The organism is Motilibacter aurantiacus (genome assembly GCF_011250645.1).
Classification (GTDB): Bacteria; Actinomycetota; Actinomycetes; order Motilibacterales; family Motilibacteraceae; genus Motilibacter_A; species Motilibacter_A aurantiacus.
In genome coordinates this window covers 191,603-207,175 of the sequence record NZ_JAANNO010000005.1, presented here as the reverse complement: position 1 = coordinate 207,175, position 15,573 = coordinate 191,603, and the positions used below count along the sequence as shown (strand labels likewise).

The following is a 15,573-nucleotide window of genomic DNA, read 5'->3' as shown; positions in this document are numbered from 1 at the left end:
GTGCGTGCTCAAACAGTGACCTGGCTCGCACGCACCCCGGCAGTCCGGTCCCGGCGCAGAGCCGAAGACCAGGTGTGACCAGCAAGGGCAGGCGCAGCGGCGAGCGGTGGCGGGGGACCGCCGGCGCCGCCGCGGGCCTGCTCGCGGCCCTCCTCGCGCTCGGCGTGTCCGAGGTCGTGGCCGGACTGCTCGGCCGTGCCTCGTCGCCGGTCATCGCCGTCGGCGGGGCGTTCGTCGACCGGACCCCGCGGTGGCTCAAGGAGCTCGCCATCCGGAGCTTCGGCGAGAACGACAAGGACGTCCTGCTCGCCGGTGTGATCGCCACAGTGCTGCTCCTGGCGTTGGCGGTCGGTGTGCTGGCCGTCCGGCACAGGCTCCTCGGGTACGCCGGCGTGGCCGCCCTGGGAGTCGTGGCCGCCGCGGCCGCGGTCACGCGTCCGAACGCGGATTGGCAAGACGCGCTTCCCTCTTTGAGCGGAGGCGTCGCCGGGGTGGTGGCCCTCGGGCTGCTGCTCCGCGCCGTCCGGGCCCCTTCCGCGCGGGACGTGCCCGCGGCCGACGCAGGGCATGTCCCCAGCGACGTCGGCACGTTCGGCCCCGGCACCGGTGACAACGGCACGGGTGACGGTGGCTCGGGTGTCGACCGGCGCCGCTTCCTGGCTACGGCCGCGGGGGTCGGCGTGGCCGCTCTCGGGTCCGACGTCGTGGGCCGGGCAGCGGTCCGCCGGCTGGGCGCCGCCGCGTCCCGTTCCGCGGTGCGGCTCCCGGCGCCGGCGAGCCCTGCGCCGGCGCTCGCCCGCGGTGCGGTGCTGCAGACGCCGGGGGTGTCGGCCTTCTTCACCTCCGAGCGCGACTTCTATCGGGTCGACACCGCCCTCACGGTGCCTCAGGTCGCCACCGAGGACTGGTCCCTGCGGGTCTTCGGTGACGTCGAGCGGGAGCTCACGCTCGACTGGGAGCAGCTGCTCGCACGGCCCATGATCGAGCGCGACATCACGCTGACCTGTGTGTCGAACGAGGTGGGAGGCGACCTTGTCGGGACCGCGCGCTGGCTCGGCGTCCCGCTCGGGCCGCTGCTCGCCGAGGCCGGGCCCCGGGCCGGCGCCGACCAGATCGTGAGCCGGTCGGTCGACGGGATGACCATCGGCACCCCGACGGCCGTGGCCATGGACGGCCGCGACGCGATGCTGGCGGTCGCCATGAACGGCAGACCGCTCACGCCCAAGCACGGGTTCCCGTGCCGGATGGTGATCCCCGGCCTCTACGGCTACGTCTCGGCGACCAAGTGGGTGACCGAGCTCGAGGTCACGTCGTTCGCGGCGTACGACGCCTACTGGGTGAAGCGGGGCTGGGCAGCGCAGGCGCCGATCAAGACGGCGTCGCGCATCGACACCCCACGGCCCTTCTCCCGCAACCGGGTGGGACGCGTTGCGGTTGCGGGAGTCGCGTGGGCCCAGCACCGTGGAGTCGCAAGGGTCGAGGTCCGGGTGGACGGCGGGCCGTGGCAGCAGGCGCAGCTGTCCACCGCCGCGAGCACCGACCTCTGGCGGCAGTGGGTCTGGGAGTGGGAGGCCACCACACCCGGGAGCCACAAGCTCGAGGTGCGCGCGGCGGACACCGACGGGGCGGTGCAGCCGGAAGCAAGAGAGACGCCGTTCCCTGAGGGGTCTCAGGGCTGGCACTCGGTGGTCGTCTCCGTCACGGACTGACCCCGCTGCGGCCGCTGCCGAGGCCGTCACGACGTCAACAGCTGAGCCCTGCCTTCGGGAGGGCGACAGCCAGCTCAGTCATGCCCCTGTGCAACTCGCACAACAACAGAAAGGCAGATCATGAATCTCGCGACCCGCAAGCCGCTCGCCGTCGCCGGTGTCCTCGCCGCCCTGACGCTGGGGTTGACCGCCTGCGGCGACGACGGTGACGACACCGCAGCGAGCACCACCGGCGAGGCCGGCATGTCCTCGACGATGCCGACGATGCCGATGACGCCGTCGGCGACCCCCTCGATGGAGGCGTCCATGGGGACGGGCGGCACGGGCACCGCGTCCGGCCCGGTCGGGCCGGGCTGCGCGGACTACGCGGCCGCCGTGCCGAGCGGGGCCGGGTCTGTCGAGGGCATGGCCCAGGACCCGGTGGCGACCGCTGCCTCCAACAACCCGCTGCTCAAGACGCTCGTCTCCGCGGTGTCGGGCAAGCTCAACCCGAAGGTCGACCTCGTGGACACGCTCAACGGCGGTGAGTTCACGGTGTTCGCCCCGGTCGACGAGGCCTTCGCGAAGATCGACGCGAAGACCCTCGAGACGCTGAAGACCGACGACGCCCTGCTCACGCAGATCCTCACGTACCACGTGGTTCCCGGGCAGCTGTCTCCCGAGCAGGTCGTCGGCATGCAGACGACGGTCGAGGGCGACGACGTGGACGTGACCGGTAGCGGCGACTCGCTCAAGGTCAACGACGCGAACGTGATCTGCGGCGGCGTGCAGACCGCCAACGCGACCGTCTACCTCATCGACTCGGTCCTGATGCCGACCAGCTGACGGCGGCCGGCAGCGGCGGGCCCCGCCCCGGGGCCCGCCGACCGGCCTACGGGGCGGGCGCGGAGGGCCGGGCGGAGCGGCGGGTCTCGGGCAAGGTGGTGGCGAGCAAGGCGCTGATCGCCACGATGATCGCCGCCGTCCCGAAGGCCGCCGGGTACGACACCTCGTCCACGAGCCACCCCGCCAGCAGGGGGCCGGTGATCGAGCCCACGTCGGCGGCCATCTGGTACGCCGCGACCACGCTGCCTCCACGCCCGCGCACGATGTCCCCGACCACGGCGCCGGATGCGGGGGAGACCAGGCCGAACCCGGCCCCGAAGAAGGCCATCGCCACGAAGAAGCCGGGCACGGTCTCCTCGAAGGTGAGCAGCAGCAGGCTGACCGTGCTGAGGGCCATGCCCAGGCTCAGGGTGAGCCTGCGCCCGCGCTGGTCCGCCAGGCGGCCCGCGGGCAGCAGGAGCAGCGCCTGGACGGCGGCGGAGATCGTGAAGCCGATGCTGGCCACGCCGAGGCCCTTGTCCAGGCCCTCGGTGACGAAGAGCGGGATCAGCGACGCGCGCACGCCGAAGGCCACCCACCCGGTGGCGAAGTTGGCGAACAGGGCCGTGCTGTAGGCGCGGTTGCGCAGGGCGTCCCCCACGCGCATGCGCGTCGCCTCGGCGGGCGCCGCCCCCGACCGCTCGCGGAGGCTGACGTGGCTGAGGTAGGCGACCGCGATGCCGCCGGCGACCGCGAGCGTGCCGGCGTAGAAGAAGAACGGCGCCCGCAGTGACCAGGCGCTGAAGGGGCCGGCGAGCGCCGGGCCGCTGATGCCGCCGAGGATGAAGCCGCCCTGGTAGAGGCCGGCAGCCCGTCCGCGCAGGTCGTCCGGGACGACGCGCAGCAGCAGGCTCATCGAGGACACGGTGAACATCGCCGACCCGACGCCACCGATGCCGCGCAGGGCGACCAACTGGGCGTACGTCTGGGAGAGGCCGGCCACCGCGCTGGAGACGGCGACGATGCCCACGCCGAGGGCGAGGATCGACCGCTCGCCGAACCGGTCCACGAGCCGCCCGCCCGACAGCGCGAAGGCCAGCCGGGTCAGCGCGAACGCGCTGATGACCGCACCCGACGCCGCGGCTCCCACCCCGAAGCTCTCGGCGAAGAGCGGGATGACGGGCGCGAGCACGCCGAAGCCCAGGGCCACCGCGAACGCCACGGCCGAGAGCACCATCACCTCGGGTGGCAGCCCGCCGAACAGTCGTCGCACGGCCGCGACCCTATCCGCGCGGGACGGGTCGGCCCGCCCGGCGGCGGGGCCGGCCGGGGCAGGAAAACCCCGTTGCGAGCCGGAGGAGTCTCCACTTAGGCTGGTCGCTCAAGTGGAGGTACCTCCAGATCAACCGCACGGTGGAGGAGCGGAACGATGCACGATCCGAACGAGCGCACAGCGCCTGCCGACCACCGGGTGACCTTCGCCGTCCTGGCCGCGGCGGTCGCCGCGTTCGCGCTCCTGCAGTCGCTCGTGACGCCCGTCCTCGCCACGATCCAGCACGACCTCGGCACCGACCAGGCGACCGCCACCTGGGTGCTGACCGCCTACCTGCTCTCGGCGTCGATCTTCACCCCCATCGTGGGCCGCATCGGGGACGCGGTCGGCAAGGAGCGCATGCTCCTCGTCACGCTCTCCGCGCTCGGGGCCGGGTCTCTGCTCGCCGCGCTCGCCACCGATGTGCGCGTGCTGATCGCGGCGCGGGTGGTCCAGGGCATCGGCGGGGGCGTGCTGCCACTGGCGTTCGGCATCGTGCGCGACGAGTTCCCCCGGGAGAGGGTGGCCGGCGCCGTGGGCGCGCTGGCGGCGCTGATGGCGGTCGGCGGCGGCCTCGGCATCGTGCTGGCCGGCCCGATCGTCTCGGCGCTCGACTACCACTGGCTCTTCTGGTTCCCGCTGATCATCGTGTCCCTCGCCGCCCTCGCGACCTACGCGCTGGTGCCCGCGTCGCCGGTCCGCACCCCGGGACGGGTGAGCGTGCTCCCGGCCGCCCTGCTGTCGGCCTGGCTGGTCTGCCTGCTCCTCCCGGTCAGCCAGGGGCACACCTGGGGCTGGGGCTCGGTGCGCGTGCTCGGCCTGCTGGCCGCCGCCGTGGCGCTGGCCGTCGCCTGGGCGGCCGCCGAGCAGCGGTCGGACGCGCCGCTCATCGACCTGGCGATGATGCGGCTGCCCGCGGTCTGGACCACCAACCTCGTCGCACTGCTGATCGGGGTGGGGATGTACGCGACCTTCGGCTTCCTCCCGCAGTTCCTGCAGACCCCGGCGAGCGCGGGCTACGGCTTCGGCTCGAGCATCACCGAGTCCGGGCTGATCCTGCTGCCGTGGAGCGTCACGATGTTCGCCGCCGGGCTCGCGTCCGGCCGGCTGGTCGCGCGCCACGGAGCCAAGGCGGTCGTCCTCGCGGGCTCCTGCGTCGCCGTCGTGCCGTTCCTGCTCATGGCCTTCGCCCACGACACGGTCTGGCAGCTCTGCCTCGCGACCGCCGTCCTCGGCGTCGGCTTCGGCCTCGCCTTCTCCGCGATGTCCGCCCTCATCGTGGACGCGGTCCCGCCGGAGCAGACGGGGGTCGCGAGCGGCATGAACGCCAACATCCGCACGATCGGCGGGTCCGTGGGCGCGGCCGTCATGTCCGGCATCGTGACGGCGGGCGCCTCGTCAGAGGGGCTTCCCGCCGAGTCGGGCTACACGTGGGGCTTCGCCGCGCTGGCCGGGGCCGCGGCGCTCGCCGCGCTGGCGGCGCTGCTGGTCCCGCGCGCCCGGCGCACGGTCTCCCGGGCCGAGGCGGAGCACCCCGAGGCGGCGCTCGTCGCGGGCGCGACGGTCGTGGGGGACAGGGCCGGGTGAGGGCGCGCGCAGGGCCCGCCGCGGGGTAGGGGAGGGCCATGCCCGAAGGACACTCCCTGCACCGCTATGCCGACGCGCTGCGCGCCGACCTCGTCAGCGAGCGGCTGCAGGCCTCGAGCCCGCAGGGGAAGTTCGCGGCGGAAGCGGCGCTGCTCGACGGCACGACACTGGAGAGCTCCGAGGCGTACGGCAAGAACCTGCTGCTCGCCTTCACCGCCGGCGGCACCGTCCACGTCCACCTCGGGCTGCGCGGGCTCTTCCTGCGCTACGACGACCCCCGCGCCGAGCCGCGCAAGGGGACGCGGCTGCGCCTGGCCGGGGAGCGGGCGGCGTACGACCTCATCGCCCCCATGTCCTGCACCCTGCTGGACGACGCGGCCGTGGCCCGGCTGCTCTCGGGCCTCGGGCCGGACCCGCTGCGCCCGGAGGCGGACGGGGACGAAGCCGTACGCCGGCTGCTCGCGCACCCGAGGTCGGTCGGCGCCGCGCTGCTGGACCAGGCGGCGATCGCCGGCGTGGGCAACGTGTACCGCGCCGAGGTGCTCTACCGGCACCGGCTGGACCCGCGGACACCGGCACGCGAGGTGCCCGCGGAGACGTACGCCGCGATGTGGGAGGACCTGCGCTCCCTGATGGCCCGCGGCGTGCGGGTAGGGTCGATCCTCACCGTCGACGACGCACCCGACGACACCCCGCCCGAGCAGGCCCGCTACGTCTACAAGCAGCAGGCGTGCCGGGGCTGCGGCGGGCAGGTGCGGGCCTGGGCGCTGGACGGGCGCGACTGCTACGCCTGCGAGCGCGAACAGCTCCGCTCATGATCGTCTGCGGCTAGCCTCGGCCCCGGAGCCGGGGGGAGTGCCCCCGCAGGAGGGGGGCCGAGCGGTGCGAGCGGTGGCGCCTGCCGGGCCGCTGGGAAGGGTGGGCCGCTCGACCGCGCCCGACCTGGCGCGTGGCGGGCTGCTGCTCTTCATCGCGCTGGCCAACGTCGCCGTCTACGCCTACGGCGGCGAGACGGGCCTGGGCGGCCGCCTGCAGGGCGGGGACAGGCTCGACCGGGCCGTCGACCTTCTCACGGTGCTCCTCGTCGACCAGCGGTCCTACCCCGCGTTCGCCCTGCTCGTGGGCTACGGCGCCTGGCACATCGTGCGCCGTCAGCAGCAAGCGGGGGCCTCACGCGGTGAGGCGCGGGCCGTCCTGCGCCGACGGCAGCTCTGGCTGGTCGCCTTCGGCGGCGTCCACGCGGCCCTGCTCTTCGAGGGCGACGTGCTCGGCGTCTACGGGCTCACCGGGCTGCTGCTGCCGTACCTGATGTTCCGTCGCCGTCGGGTGCTGGTGCGCTGGGCGGTGGCGACCGCGGCGTTCTGCGCCCTGCTGCTCGGCGGGGGCAGCGGCCTGCTTGCCGTGGGTGACGTCCTCGGCCCGACGCCCGGATACCTGGCCTCCGTCCCCGAGCGCCTCGGCTTCTGGGCGGTCTCGCTCGCCGTCACGCCGGTGGCCCCCGTGATGCTGCCCCTCATGCTCGTCGGCGTGCTTGCTGCCCGCCGGGGCCTGCTCGACCGGCCCGCCGAGCACCTGCCGCTCCTGCGCCGGCTCGCCGTCGGCGGCGTGGGTGCGGGCGTCCTGGGAGGCCTGCCGGCGGCCCTCGCGGTCGCGGGGGTCGTCGACGTCGAGCCGGGCGCGGCCTACGCCGCGATGGAGACGGTGCACGACGCCACCGGCGTCCTCGCGGGCATCGGGTACGTCGCGGCCCTGGCGCACTGGTCGACCCGCCGGGAGGGCGTCGCGCCGGCCCGGGTGCGGCGCGCCCTGACGGCGACGGGCAGCCGCTCGCTCACGTGCTACCTGCTCCAGTCCGTCCTGTTCGCGCCGCTGCTGGCGGCCTGGGGCCTCGGCCTCGGCGACGGCCTGCACGGGGCGCGCGCCGCAGCCGTCGCGGTGCTGGTGTGGGCCGCGACGGTCGGCATCGCGTACGCCCTCGACCGGGCCGGGAGGCCCGGCCCGGCCGAGGCTGCGCTGCGCCGGCTGGTCTACGGCCGGCGTGCCGGATGACGGCTCAGGAGGCCCGGCGCGCCCCGCGCCCCCGGCGCATGCGCAGGTAGTCGCTGACGACGTACGCCCCCAGCCGGTCGGCGGACGGCTGGAGCATCCTGCCGCCGTTGCGGCGCACGACCTCGCGCACGAAGTCGACCAGCCGCGGGTCGTCGTCGAGCAGGAAGACGTTCAGCGCAGCGCCGCGCCGCGTCAAGCGGTCCACCTCCGCGACGGTGGCGGTGATCGTCTCGTGCTCCGGGGGCCAGGCGAAGTACGGCCTGCCGTCGGGCAGCAGGTGCGCGGTCGGCTCGCCGTCGGTCACGACGAGCACGACCGGCTCGGCGCTCTTGTGCTTGTCCAGGAAACGGCTCGCGAGCATGAGGGCGTGCTGCAGGTTCGTGCCCTGCACCATGTCGGCCTCGAGCCCGGCGAGCTCGCCCGGCTGCAGGACGCGGGCGTAGGACGAGAAGCCGATGATCTGGACCGCGTCCTGGGGGTACTGCCCGGACACGAGGGCGTGCAGCGCGAGCGCGGTCTGCTTGGCCGGCCCCCAGGTGTCGCGCAGCACCATCGAGTACGACAGGTCGACGAGCAGGCAGACCGCGGCCGCCGACCGCCGCTCGGTCTCGACGATCTCGAAGTCCTCGACCTGCACCCGGACCCGGCCGTCCTGCGCGCCGCCACGGCGTACGGCGTTGGTCAGCGTCCGCACCACGTCGATCGGCTGCTCGTCCCCGAACTCCCACTGCCGGCTCGCACCGGTCGGCTCCCCCGCGGCCCCGGCGTCGTGGACGTCGTGGGTCCCGCGGCCGGGAGCGGCCAGGTCGTTGAACACCCGGCGCAGCGCCGTCTGCCCGAGCCGGCGGACCGCCTTGGGCGTGAGCTCGAGCCGGCCCGCCGTGCGCGAGAGGTAGCCCTGCTGCTCCAGCTCCCGCTCGAGCCGTCGCAGCGCTTCGAGGTCGTCCACCGCCCTGCGCCCGAGGGCGCGGCGCACCGCCTCCTCGTCGATGTCCTCCAGGCTTGCGCCCGGGTAGTCCTGCGCGAGCGCCGCCTCCAGCTCGTCGAGGTCGGCCAGCTCCTCGAGGGCGCTGGTGGCGTCGCCCATCCCGAGCCCCCGGTCGCCGTCCATCCGCTGGCGGCCCTGCCAGTCCAGGTCCGGCCGACGACCGCGCAGGTGCCCCTGCAACTGGGCCATCTGGCTCTGCAGGTCGAGGTCCCCGAGCGTCTGCTCGACGAGGGAGGCGAGCTCGGCGCGCTGCTCCCGGGACATCGAGTTGAGCAGGCGCTCGGCCGCCGCGGCCCGGCGGGCGAGCGCGTCGACCAGCTCCTCCAGGCTCTCCGGCTGCTCGGGGAAGTACTCCCCGTGCTTGTCCATGAACTGCTGGAAGTCGGACCGCGTGTCCTCTCCTCGCGCGTCCTTGGCCAGCATCCGGTTCAGGTCCGACAGCATGTCCTTGACCTGCTGCATGGCTCCGGAATCGGGGTTCTCCAAAGCCTGCTTCATCCCACGGAACTGCGAGTCCAGCACCTCCCGGCGCAGCAGGCCCTGGATCTCGTCGTACGTCTGCCGGGCCTGCGGGGACCGCCAGTCGTAGTCGGTCAGCTCGCGCAGGGCCCGTGCGGCCTCCGGGGGCAGCGCGTCGAGCTGCGCCTCCCGGAAGCGGGCGTCGTCCGAGGGGTCGGGGAAGAGCGCCGCCCGCTCCTGGCCGAGCGCCTCGTCCAGCAGCCGGCGTACCTCCTCCAGCGTGCCGTCGAGCCGGCCGCTGCGGCGGGCCGCCCTGCGCTGCTGGCGTGCCCGCCGAAGCAGGTCGTCCAGGCCGCGCCGGCCGTCCATGCCGCGCCGCATCATCTCGCGCAGCGCGTCCCGCAGCGACGAGCCCTGCAGCACGTCGTCGCCCAGCGCGTCGAGTGCCCGGCGGACGTCGTACGGCGGGGCGAGCGGGTCCGGCCCGTCGGCGTAGGAGCCGTAGCGGTACGCCATCTCAGGCCCCGTAGAGGGTGCGCGTGCCCGGCTCGCCGGCGGTCCCCGCGCCCTCTTCCTTGCTGATGCGGCGGTTGAGGAAGAGCCCTTCGAGGGCGAACTCCAGGGCGCTGGCGGCGTAGGCGGGGGAGTCCACGGCGTCGTCCATGCCCAGCCGCTCCATGATGCGGCCGAGCCCCGGCAGCGGGCCGACCTGCTCGAGGAGGCGGGCGCCCGTCACGAGGTCTCCGCTCTCGACGACCAGCCCCTCGTCGAACCGCTCGAGCAGCGCCGGCAGGTCGCTGGCCCCCAACCGGCCGCGGAACGCCTCGACGGTGGCGCGACGCAGCAGGTGGCGGAGGACCTCCCGCTCGTTGCCCTCCTCGCTCACCTCGAACTCGACCTTGCCGAGCAGGGTGTCGACGACCGGCGGCAGGTCGCAGAACCGAGCGACGGCCGGAGCCTCACCCGTGAGCGCGGAGCGGCGCAGGGCCGAGGAGGCGACCGTCTCGGCGGCGGCGACGGCGAACCGGGCCGAGACGCCGCTGCGGGCGTCGACCGACGGGGACTCGCGCACGTGCCGGGTGAACCGGGCGACGACCTCGACCAGGTGGTCCGGCAGGTGCGCGGCGAGCACCGCCTCCTGCGTGATGAGGTCGACCTCGTCCTCGAGCCGCAGCGGGTAGTGCGTGCGGACCTCGGCGCCGAAGCGGTCCTTGAGCGGGGTGATGATGCGCCCGCGGTTCGTGTAGTCCTCGGGGTTCGCGCTCGCGACCAGCAGGAGGTCCAGGGGCAGCCGCAGCTGGTAGCCGCGGATCTGGATGTCGCGCTCCTCGAGGACGTTGAGCAGCGCGACCTGGATGCGCTCGGCGAGGTCGGGCAGCTCGTTCACCGCGAAGATGCCGCGGTTGGTCCGCGGGACGAGGCCGTAGTGAACGGTCTCGGGGTCGCCGAGGCGCCGGCCCTCGGCCACCTTCACCGGGTCGATGTCGCCGATGAGGTCGCCGACACTGGTGTCGGGGGTGGCGAGCTTCTCGCCGTACCGCTCGCTGCGGTGCGCCCACTCGATCGGCGTGTCCTCGCCGGCCTCGGCGACGAGGCGCTGGGACGCCGCGGTGATCGGCTGGTAGGGGTGCTCGCGGAGCTCGGAGCCCGCGATGAACGGCGTCCACTCGTCGAGCAGCTCGACGAGGGTGCGGATGAGCCGGGTCTTGCCCTGGCCGCGCTCGCCGAGCAGGACGAGGTCGTGGCCGGCGAGCAGCGCCCGCTCCAGCTGGGGGAGGACCGTCTCGTCGAACCCGACGATCCCGGGGAACCGCGTGGTGCCGGTGCGCATCCTCGCGAGGAGGTTGTCGCGGAGCTCTTCCTTGACGGTGCGGTGGACGTGTCCGGTGGCGCGCAGCGCGCCCAAAGTTGCCGCTCGGGTCACGACTCACCGTACGTCCGGGGCCGGCGCCTCCGCGAGCGCCGAGCTGTCCGCGTACCGCGTAACGAGGCAGGGAATGCGCCCGGGCCGTCCGCGGCGGTCCTGCAGATGCGGCGAGCTGCCCCAGGCTCGGGGCAGCTCGCCACGTCCGCAGCACTCCGTGGGGAGGGCGCTGCGGTGGGGCTAGTCCATCGCGAACGCGGGCGGGGCGTCGGACTGCTCGCCGTCCTTGGCGCCGCCCTGGCCGCGCAGCGGGATCTCGCGGAGGAAGAGCGCGAGCACGAACGCCAGGACCGCGACGGGCACGGCGCACAGGAAGACGGTCTGCAGCGAGTCCACGAAGGCCTCGACCACCGGGCCGTGCACCTGCGGCGGGAGCGCCTTGATGACGTCGGGGCTGCCGGTCAGGTCCCCGGGAGGGATCGTGTCGGCCGCGCCGGCGGGCAGCTCGTCCTCGAGGTTCGCGGCCAGCCGCGAGGTCAGGACCGCGCCGAGCACGGCGATGCCGAGCGTCCCGCCCATGGAGCGGAAGAACGTCGACGCGGAGGTCGCGACGCCCATGACCCGGAAGTCGACGGCGTTCTGCACGGCGATGATCAGGACCTGCATGACCAGGCCCAGGCCGGCGCCGACGACGAACATGTAGAGCCCGCTGAGCCAGCGCGACGTGTCGGTGCCCAGCGTGGAGAGCAGCGCCAGCCCGACCGCCATCAGCGCCGTGCCCGCGACGGGGAAGACCTTGTAGCGGCCCATGGACGTGATCGCGCGGCCCGACCAGATCGACGACACGAGGATGCCCAGCATGAGCGGCAGCATCAGCAGGCCCGACTGGGTCGGGGAGACCCCGTCGACGACCTGCAGATAGATCGGGATGTAGATGATGGCGCCGAACATGCCGAAGCCGAGCAGGAAGCCGATCGCGCTCGTCACCGAGACGATGTCGTTGCGGAAGATGTCGAGCGGCAGGATCGGCTCGCTCGCCCTGGTCTCCCACCATACGAACACGACACCGAGCACGATCGCGGCGACGAGCAGGACGAGCGACCTGCCGTCGAGCCAGCCGTACTCCGTCCCGGCCCAGGACAGGTAGAGCAGCAGGGCGGAGGTGCTCGCGACGAGCAGCGTGGAGCCGAGGTAGTCGATCGTGTGCTGCTGCTTGTTGACCGGCAGCTTGAGCACGACCGCGACCACGACGAGCGCGACGGCGCCGATCGGCAGGTTGATGTAGAAGATCCAGCGCCAGGACGCGTGCTCGGTGAAGAAGCCGCCGAGCAGCGGGCCGGCCACGCTCGACAGGCCCCAGACCGCGCCGAACAGCCCCTGGTAGCGGCCGCGCTCGCGCGGGGGGATGACGTCGCCGATGATCGCGAACACGAGCGCCATCAGGCCGCCCGCGCCGATGCCCTGGATCGCCCGGGTGGCGATCAGCTGGCCCATGTTCTGCGAGAGGCCGGCGAGGACCGAGCCGAGCAGGAACACGACGATCGCGAACTGGAACACCGGCTTGCGCCCGTAGAGGTCGCTGATCTTGCCGTAGAGCGGCGTCGACGCCGTGGACGTCAGCAGGTACGCGGTGGCGACCCAGGACAGGTGCTCGACCCCGCCGAACTCCCCGACGATGGTGGGCAGCGCGGTCGAGACGATGGTCTGGTCGAGCGCGGCGAGGAGCATGCCGAGCATGAGGGCGCTCATCACCGCCAGGATCTGGCGGTGGGAGAGGTACGTCGGCGCCTCGGGCGTCATCGGCTCCGTGGTCATCGGTTCTCCCCGGTAGGTGCGGGTGCAGAGGGGCGGGTCAGCTCGTCGGCCAGCCGGGCCAGCAGGCCGGCCAGGCGCTCGCGGTCGGCGGCCTCCCAGCCGGCGAGGGCGGCATCGAGCACGGCGCGTCGGGCGTCCCGGGCGCTGTCGAGCGCCTCGTCCCCGGCGCTGGTGACGGCGACGCGGTGGGCGCGGCCGTCCGCCGGGTCGCGCTCGCGCCCGACGAGGCCGAGCCGCTCGAGCGACTGCACGTGACGGCTCACGGTGGAGGCGTCGAGCGCGATCTCGGCGGCCACGTCCCCGGGGCGTACGGGGCCCCGGGTGGAGATGGCGTGCAGCACGCCCAGGCACGGCCCGTCGACCGGAGCGCTGCCGCGCGCTCCCTTGAGTGCCCGGACCGCGCGCAGGAGCGCGTCTCCGATGACGTCGCCGGCGTCGGCGCCCGGAGGCGCCGGACGACAGTCGGTTGGTTGGGGCATGCAAGTAGGCTACGCAGAGTTGGTTGCGCCGCGCAAGTGAATAACCCGGGGGAGAGCGGCGACCCGGCGCCGGCCCGGCGGGAACGAGGAAGGGGCGCCTCCCGCAGCGGGAGGCGCCCCTTCGGCGACGGCGTGCGCGTCAGCCGGCGTACGGCTTCGCGGCCTTGATCACGACCGGGATCTCCCGGCCGTTGGGCGCGGTGTAGCTGACCTGGTCGCCCACCTTCGCCCCGGAGATCGCGGTGCCCAGCGGCGAGGTGGGGGAGTAGACGTCGACGTCGCCGGAGCTGCCCTCGCGCAGGCCCAGCAGGAAGGTCATCTCGTCACCGGCGACCTCGGCCGTCACCACCATGCCGGCCGTCACGACGCCGTCGGCGGCGGCCGGAGGCTCCCCGACCCGGGCGTTCTCGAGCAGGGACTGCAGCTGGCGGATGCGCGCCTCCTGCTTGCCCTGCTCCTCCTTCGCCGCGTGGTAGCCGCCGTTCTCCTTGAGGTCCCCCTCCTCGCGGGCGGCCTCGATGCGCTTGACGATCTCGGCTCGTGCCGGACCACGCAGGTGGTCGAGCTCGGCCTGGAGCCGGTCGTGCTGCTCCTGGGACAGCCAGGTCGCGGTCGCGCTCGTCTCGGTCACGCCATCGCTCCAGTCTTCGACAAGGACAGCCCCGCACCGTCGCGGCGGCTTGTGGTCGTACGTGATGAATCGCCGATCCTACCGGCCCGCGCAGCGCGGTCCGGCCCCACCGGCGCACCGTCCGCGGCCCCGTCGGCGGGCCCGGCCGGCAGCCGCCTCAGCGCAACGCGCAGCGGACCAGCTCGGCGTTGACCGCCTGCGCCGTCGTCGGCACGGTGAGCTCGAGCACGGTCTTCTCGGTGCCGGCGGGCGCCACCGCGTCGGCCCGCCCGACGGTGGCGAAGGCCCGGTCCAGGGCCCGCAGCCGGCAGACCGCCTCCTCGTCGCGCGGCTTGCGGATCTCCACGCGCGTGGCCACGCCCCGGGCGTCCACGGGGTCGTACGACAGCACGCGCGCGTGCACGTCCTTGTCGCCCGCGCTGATGCCGGCCCACGCCAGCCAGCCCGCCCCGGCGACCGCGAGGGCGGCCACGCCGGCGACGAGGGCCCTGCGGCGGCCCCGGGTGAGGTCGCCGTAGCGCTCGGGCGGCCGGCGGGCGGAGGGCGGGACGGACAGGTCGACCCCTCGGGACGGGCGCGCCGCGGCGGCGGGCGGGCGATGATGGACTGTCGGGCGGCGGAAGAAGCGCGCCTGCCGCCCATGTTCCCATAGCGGGCGCACCCGCCCCGAGCGGGAACGCGCGAGGTCTGGCAGCTGGAGGGGCAAGTGGCGGAGCAGTTGAGGCTCCTGGCGGTGCACGCGCACCCCGACGACGAGTCGAGCAAGGGCGCCGCGGCCATGGCGCGCTACGTCGCCGAGGGCGTGGACGTCCTCGTGGCGACGTGCACGGGCGGGGAGCGCGGGGACGTCCTCAACCCCAGGCTGCAGGGCGACCCCGAGATCGCGGCGAACCTGCCGGAGATCCGGCGCCGCGAGATGGAGCGCGCCCGCGAGATCCTCGGCGTGCGCCAGACCTGGCTCGGCTTCGTCGACTCCGGGCTGCCGGAGGGCGACCCGCTGCCGCCGCTGCCCGCGGGCTGCTTCGCGCTGCAGGACGTCGAGGAGGCGGCCGAGCCGCTGGTACGGGTGATCCGGGAGTTCCGCCCGCACGTCATCACGACGTACGACGAGGAGGGCGGCTACCCGCACCCCGACCACATCATGTGCCACAAGATCACGGCCGCGGCCTTCGACGCCGCGCCCGACCCCGCGGCGTACCCGGGCACGGGCGCGCCGTGGCAGCCGCTCAAGCTCTACTACAACCAGACCTTCTCCCGCCCGCGCACGACGGCGCTGCACGAGGCGCTGCTGGCCGCGGGCCTGCCCTCGCCCTACGAGGAGTGGCTCGAGCGCTGGGCCGACCGCGCCGACCGTGCGGTGACCACGCACGTGGACTGCGCGGCCTGGTTCGAGGTGCGCGACAGGGCGCTGCTCGCCCATGCGACGCAGGTCGACCCGGACGGGGTGTGGTTCGCCTGCCCGCTGGAGATGCAGCAGAAGGCCTGGCCGACCGAGGACTTCGAGCTCGCCCGCTCGCTCGTCCCCGTCAGCCTGCCGGAGGACGACCTGTTCGCCGGCATCCGTTCCGAGCTCGGGGAGCCCGCCGCATGAGCACCACCACCCTGCTGGCGCTGCCCCTCGCGGCCGAGCAGATCGACGAGTCGAAGATCACGCCCGGCCTCACCGGCTTCCTGCTGTTCGCGCTGCTCGGCGCCGCGCTGTGGCTGCTGATCCGGTCGATGAACCGGCACCTGGGCCGGGTGCGCTTCGAGGAGAAGGCCGACGAGGCCGCGCAGCCGAAGCGACCGCACGGGCGGGCGACTCCCGGCGCCTGATCCGGGACGGGGGCAGAGGCGCCCGGCGGACGAGGGGCGAAGGTCCCCGCGCGGCCGGGAC

The 15,573-nt window shown here is 74.1% G+C and carries 14 protein-coding genes; 7 read left to right on the top strand and 7 right to left on the bottom strand.

Annotated elements, in window-relative coordinates; translation table 11 throughout:
• Positions 1–74: 74 nt before the first annotated feature.
• Both G9H72_RS11230 and G9H72_RS11225 read left to right on the top strand, forming a co-directional pair.
• On the top strand, positions 75–1,709 hold the full coding sequence (locus tag G9H72_RS11230; protein WP_166170985.1) for a molybdopterin-dependent oxidoreductase: 1,635 nt from the start codon (positions 75–77) through the stop codon (positions 1,707–1,709).
• A 120-nt stretch (positions 1,710–1,829) separates the two neighbouring features.
• Positions 1,830–2,534 (top strand): fasciclin domain-containing protein, encoded by a 705-nt coding sequence (locus tag G9H72_RS11225; RefSeq protein WP_166170984.1) that lies wholly within the window; start codon positions 1,830–1,832, stop codon positions 2,532–2,534.
• A 46-nt stretch (positions 2,535–2,580) separates the two neighbouring features.
• Here the strand turns inward: G9H72_RS11225 and G9H72_RS11220 are convergent, their stop codons facing one another.
• On the bottom strand, positions 2,581–3,786 hold the full coding sequence (locus G9H72_RS11220; protein ID WP_166170982.1) for an MFS transporter: 1,206 nt from the start codon (positions 3,784–3,786) through the stop codon (positions 2,581–2,583).
• Positions 3,787–3,942: 156 nt separating this feature from the next.
• Here G9H72_RS11220 and G9H72_RS11215 point away from each other — a divergent pair, with 156 nt between their 5' ends.
• The 3 genes from G9H72_RS11215 to G9H72_RS22970 all read left to right on the top strand — a co-directional run bounded on the left by G9H72_RS11215 (position 3,943) and on the right by G9H72_RS22970 (position 7,461).
• A complete protein-coding gene (locus G9H72_RS11215) occupies positions 3,943–5,412 on the top strand; it encodes an MFS transporter (RefSeq protein WP_166170980.1) in 1,470 nt (489 codons plus the stop codon).
• Between the two features lie 38 nt (positions 5,413–5,450).
• Positions 5,451–6,230: an Fpg/Nei family DNA glycosylase gene (locus G9H72_RS11210; RefSeq protein WP_166170978.1), complete on the top strand. Its 780-nt coding sequence runs from the start codon at positions 5,451–5,453 to the stop codon at positions 6,228–6,230.
• Positions 6,231–6,330: 100 nt separating this feature from the next.
• The gene (locus tag G9H72_RS22970) at positions 6,331–7,461 is read left to right on the top strand and encodes a DUF418 domain-containing protein (protein WP_166170976.1); all 1,131 of its coding nucleotides are present in this window, start codon (positions 6,331–6,333) and stop codon (positions 7,459–7,461) included.
• A 4-nt stretch (positions 7,462–7,465) separates the two neighbouring features.
• Here the strand turns inward: G9H72_RS22970 and G9H72_RS11200 are convergent, their stop codons facing one another.
• The 6 genes from G9H72_RS11200 to G9H72_RS21560 form a co-directional block, all read right to left on the bottom strand.
• Entirely contained in the window at positions 7,466–9,424 is a 1,959-nt protein-coding gene (locus tag G9H72_RS11200) for a vWA domain-containing protein (protein WP_166170974.1), read from the bottom strand.
• 1 nt (position 9,425) lies between these two features.
• Positions 9,426–10,832 carry a sigma 54-interacting transcriptional regulator gene (locus tag G9H72_RS11195; protein ID WP_166170972.1) on the bottom strand — a complete coding sequence of 469 codons (1,407 nt, stop codon included), beginning with the start codon at positions 10,830–10,832 and terminating at the stop codon, positions 9,426–9,428.
• Positions 10,833–11,012: 180 nt separating this feature from the next.
• The gene (locus G9H72_RS11190; protein WP_166170970.1) at positions 11,013–12,587 is read right to left on the bottom strand and encodes an MDR family MFS transporter; all 1,575 of its coding nucleotides are present in this window, start codon (positions 12,585–12,587) and stop codon (positions 11,013–11,015) included.
• Positions 12,584–13,066 carry a MarR family winged helix-turn-helix transcriptional regulator gene (locus tag G9H72_RS11185; protein WP_166170968.1) on the bottom strand — a complete coding sequence of 161 codons (483 nt, stop codon included), beginning with the start codon at positions 13,064–13,066 and terminating at the stop codon, positions 12,584–12,586. Before G9H72_RS11185 ends, G9H72_RS11190 begins: the two co-directional genes overlap by 4 nt.
• A 139-nt stretch (positions 13,067–13,205) precedes the next feature.
• Entirely contained in the window at positions 13,206–13,697 is a 492-nt protein-coding gene (greA, locus tag G9H72_RS11180) for a transcription elongation factor GreA (RefSeq protein WP_166170966.1), read from the bottom strand.
• Between the two features lie 157 nt (positions 13,698–13,854).
• Positions 13,855–14,358, bottom strand: a complete 504-nt coding sequence (locus tag G9H72_RS21560) for a DUF4307 domain-containing protein (protein WP_331272200.1) — start codon at positions 14,356–14,358, stop codon at positions 13,855–13,857.
• 45 nt (positions 14,359–14,403) lie between these two features.
• Here G9H72_RS21560 and mca point away from each other — a divergent pair, with 45 nt between their 5' ends.
• Both mca and G9H72_RS11165 read left to right on the top strand, forming a co-directional pair.
• Complete coding sequence (mca, locus tag G9H72_RS11170; protein ID WP_166170962.1) at positions 14,404–15,288, top strand: mycothiol conjugate amidase Mca; 885 nt, start codon at positions 14,404–14,406, stop codon at positions 15,286–15,288.
• Positions 15,285–15,512 (top strand): hypothetical protein, encoded by a 228-nt coding sequence (locus tag G9H72_RS11165; RefSeq protein WP_166170960.1) that lies wholly within the window; start codon positions 15,285–15,287, stop codon positions 15,510–15,512. Before mca ends, G9H72_RS11165 begins: the two co-directional genes overlap by 4 nt.
• Positions 15,513–15,573: the final 61 nt, after the last annotated feature.

Coding starts and splice junctions, on each gene's coding strand:
- G9H72_RS11185 (WP_166170968.1), bottom strand. CDS start 13,066: ATGCCCCAACCAACCGACTGTCGTCCGGCGCCTCCGGGCGCCGACGCC.
- G9H72_RS11225 (WP_166170984.1), top strand. CDS start 1,830: ATGAATCTCGCGACCCGCAAGCCGCTCGCCGTCGCCGGTGTCCTCGCC.
- G9H72_RS11190 (WP_166170970.1), bottom strand. CDS start 12,587: ATGACCACGGAGCCGATGACGCCCGAGGCGCCGACGTACCTCTCCCAC.
- G9H72_RS11215 (WP_166170980.1), top strand. CDS start 3,943: ATGCACGATCCGAACGAGCGCACAGCGCCTGCCGACCACCGGGTGACC.
- G9H72_RS11165 (WP_166170960.1), top strand. CDS start 15,285: ATGAGCACCACCACCCTGCTGGCGCTGCCCCTCGCGGCCGAGCAGATC.
- G9H72_RS11210 (WP_166170978.1), top strand. CDS start 5,451: ATGCCCGAAGGACACTCCCTGCACCGCTATGCCGACGCGCTGCGCGCC.
- G9H72_RS11200 (WP_166170974.1), bottom strand. CDS start 9,424: ATGGCGTACCGCTACGGCTCCTACGCCGACGGGCCGGACCCGCTCGCC.